The sequence below is a fragment of the Methylobacterium haplocladii genome, assembly GCF_007992175.1.
Taxonomy (GTDB): Bacteria; Pseudomonadota; Alphaproteobacteria; order Rhizobiales; family Beijerinckiaceae; genus Methylobacterium; species Methylobacterium haplocladii.
Window position 1 is genome coordinate 1 of sequence record NZ_BJZT01000067.1, and the last position, 2593, is coordinate 2593.

4 protein-coding genes and 1 pseudogene are annotated in these 2593 nt (G+C 61.2%); 3 read left to right on the plus strand and 2 right to left on the minus strand.

The window, feature by feature from the left end:
- Positions 1-200 (minus strand): hypothetical protein (locus tag MHA02_RS22500; RefSeq protein WP_210245103.1); only part of this gene is annotated, 200 nt, incomplete at its 3' end.
- Between the two features lie 325 nt (positions 201-525).
- Here MHA02_RS22500 and MHA02_RS21555 point away from each other — a divergent pair.
- The 3 genes and pseudogenes from MHA02_RS21555 (at position 526) to MHA02_RS21565 (ending at position 2028) form a co-directional block, all read left to right on the plus strand.
- Positions 526-807, plus strand: a complete 282-nt coding sequence (locus MHA02_RS21555; protein WP_147082607.1) for a hypothetical protein — start codon at positions 526-528, stop codon at positions 805-807.
- A 31-nt stretch (positions 808-838) separates the two neighbouring features.
- Positions 839-1155: pseudogene (locus MHA02_RS22785) on the plus strand (integrase core domain-containing protein); the annotation flags it as partial.
- Positions 1156-1836: 681 nt separating this feature from the next.
- Positions 1837-2028 carry a hypothetical protein gene (locus MHA02_RS21565; RefSeq protein ID WP_147082609.1) on the plus strand — a complete coding sequence of 64 codons (192 nt, stop codon included), beginning with the start codon at positions 1837-1839 and terminating at the stop codon, positions 2026-2028.
- A gap of 160 nt (positions 2029-2188) precedes the next feature.
- On the opposite strand, the gene MHA02_RS21570 is transcribed toward MHA02_RS21565, so the two are convergent.
- Entirely contained in the window at positions 2189-2461 is a 273-nt protein-coding gene (locus MHA02_RS21570; RefSeq protein ID WP_147082610.1) for a hypothetical protein, read from the minus strand.
- Between the last annotated feature and the right edge of the window lie 132 nt (positions 2462-2593).

A 2593-nucleotide genomic window follows, 5' to 3' on the forward strand; every position in this document is an offset into this window, starting at 1 on the left:
TAGACTTGCGAACCGCTCTGGGGCCCGGCGTGTCCAGCAAAAAAACACGCCCCGGTCTCGATCATGTTGTCGAGGGCCGCTGACGTTCGGCCTTCCTCCTCGAAGTCGATCTTGTCAGATACTGAGCTGGTGACAGCCGAGAGCGTCTTCGGTTTAATTGAGCTCGTATCCTGCGGCAGCGAAGAAGTTGGCGCATTCATCGGGTGTGACGGTGTCGATGAGCCGTCCGATGGCCGACGACAATCTGCGACCGCCTAGCGCTAAAGATGGAGGGGCGACGGCTCGCAGGCGCGAGCAAAAGCGCTCGCTATGGGTTGCGGTCATTATGTTCATCCGAAACTCGCGAGATGGCGCAACGGACCTGTCGTATTCTCGGCCGCGGTTCGATCGTGCTAAGTCGGCGATGCGGCATTCTTCGAAAGGGATTCAGAAGTGCGGGACCCAGGACTGAGGATTACGGCTTCTGAGGATCGCAAAGCAGTCAGTGTTGAGCTTTCGACCGAATTGGACGCGCGGCGGATCACGATGTCAGCCGAGCATCTGGACAAAACCATACAAGGCCTCGCGACAGCGCGTGCTTCAATGCTTCCGGCCGTTCCGGCCTCTCCTGACGGGGCGCAGATGCCTATGCTCGCCCGTGCGCAGGCCGTCATTCCAGCCGACCGCATCGACGGCAAGCGCGTGATCAAGTTCCGGCATCCCGGGTTCGGCTGGCTATCCTTCGAGCTCAAGGACACAGACGCCGCCGACCTCGCAATGGCTCTCATCGCAACGATGCGTACGGATCAGGCTTCCAAGAAGGCCTGACGCGGGCGCGTCCCAAGGCCATCCTACCAGGGTGATCGTCGCGGACAACAGCGCCGAACCGACCACACACGCCATCCTCGGCCGGGAGGAGAAACGCGGCATCGAATGGCACGACATCGCTCCCGGTAGGCGGCAGCAGAATGGACACGTCGAGAGCCTCCAGGGGCGCTTGCGCGACCAGTGCTTAAACGAGCATCGCTTCCGGAGCCTGCCGGAGGCCCGAACCATCATCAAGGCCTAGCGATCCGGCTATACTACCGGCCGTCCTCACACGAGCCTCGGTGGGCTTACCCCAACGTGTTTGCAGCCCGGTCCAGACAGGACCACAACCAGAACGCACACTGGTTAGGAGCGGGGGCAATCAGAGGACAAGGTTACGCCGTGTCGTTGCCTGCGGAGCTTGCCCCAACGCCAGCCGTGCCGCGCCGGCGCTGGCTATCGAGGCGACGATCGCCGACATGGTCAACACCAAGGCTTGGCGGTGCTCAACGATGCGTGGGACGCGGTCCCCGGCGACTATTGTCGAGCGCTTAAACGCGAGATCGACGGTGTCGCCCCACCCAACGTGGGGTCGTAGCATACGGGTTGCATCGGCAGCAGATTGTTGCGCGAGCGGGAGCGCCCGCCGCCGATGCAGGCATGGTGGATGTCCACCGCGTAGAAGCATCAGAAGGTGAAAGAACGCATTTTCAGCGTCGGTCGCCGGGCATACCGGTCCCGCACTTCTTGGCGGGCCTCACAAGGATCGGCCGGGAAGCGAGCGGACCGGCGATGCCTACCCCCTGGGGGCACTTGCCGGCCCGCTCCTGGTTTCCCCTAAGAAAGGTAATTTTCTAGTAGTTTGGACGCATCTGGTTAAGTAAATGAACAGTTACAGAATATTTGGCGCGTAAATTCATCGAACAAGACATCATTCACCGCGTCATTTAACAAGATCGATAGGATCCGCCTGTATTCATAATACCAGAAAGCGAGCGGGACACGACAACAACCCCGACGCTTCAGGCATCGAACACAGTGGAGTTTCCCATGCGCGTCGCCCTCGTCTCCGTCGCCCTCGTCCTCGCCAGCGTCGCTCAGGCCTCGGCCCTGTCGATCACCAGCATTCCGAGCCTGCCGGCGGCCGCCGCCATGGCGGTTCGCCCGACCACCCCGACGATCGCTCCGCCCCCGGCGATGCCCTCGGCCGCCGCCTTCCTCGCCGCCGCCCGCAAGAAGTGACCGAAACACAGCGCGACGAAAGGGCTCGGCTTCGGCCGGGCCTTTTTCGTTTCAACCACAGGCTGGGCGAAACGGAACCTTCACACTTTTTGCATAGAAAAATGGCACTCCATTGGGAGATGCCAAACGACCACTCCCGGCGGCTTCGGCCGCCGCTTTTTTATTTGGTAGATGTTCCGTCCTTCAGCCGCCTACCGTGACCGATGCAGGGGCACCACAGTTGCGCCGTCGCTCTGATTGAGGGCGAGAAGATCTTCAGCTTGCCGCTGATCTCGTTAATCGCGGCCAGCGCAGCGTCATGGTCGGCTTCGTTGTCTACGTCTCGTGCCTTGTTGGCATTGGCTACGCCGGCGGCCAGTTCCGCAGCGCGAACGTTCGTATAGGTGTCGACTTTGGCCTTTAGTTCGTTGAGCCGTTCGGTGATATCGCTCATTTGGTTCACCATCCGTTGCTACCCGCAACGATGCGGGCGTTCTGCGCCTCGATCCTGCGCAACAGCGTCAGGACCGACACGAAGGGGCGTTGTCTGCGAAATCCGCGCATGGCAGGCTCAGCTGTTTACGCC

Coding starts and splice junctions, on each gene's coding strand:
- MHA02_RS21565 (WP_147082609.1), top strand. CDS start 1,837: ATGCGCGTCGCCCTCGTCTCCGTCGCCCTCGTCCTCGCCAGCGTCGCT.
- MHA02_RS21570 (WP_147082610.1), bottom strand. CDS start 2,461: ATGAGCGATATCACCGAACGGCTCAACGAACTAAAGGCCAAAGTCGAC.
- MHA02_RS21555 (WP_147082607.1), top strand. CDS start 526: ATGTCAGCCGAGCATCTGGACAAAACCATACAAGGCCTCGCGACAGCG.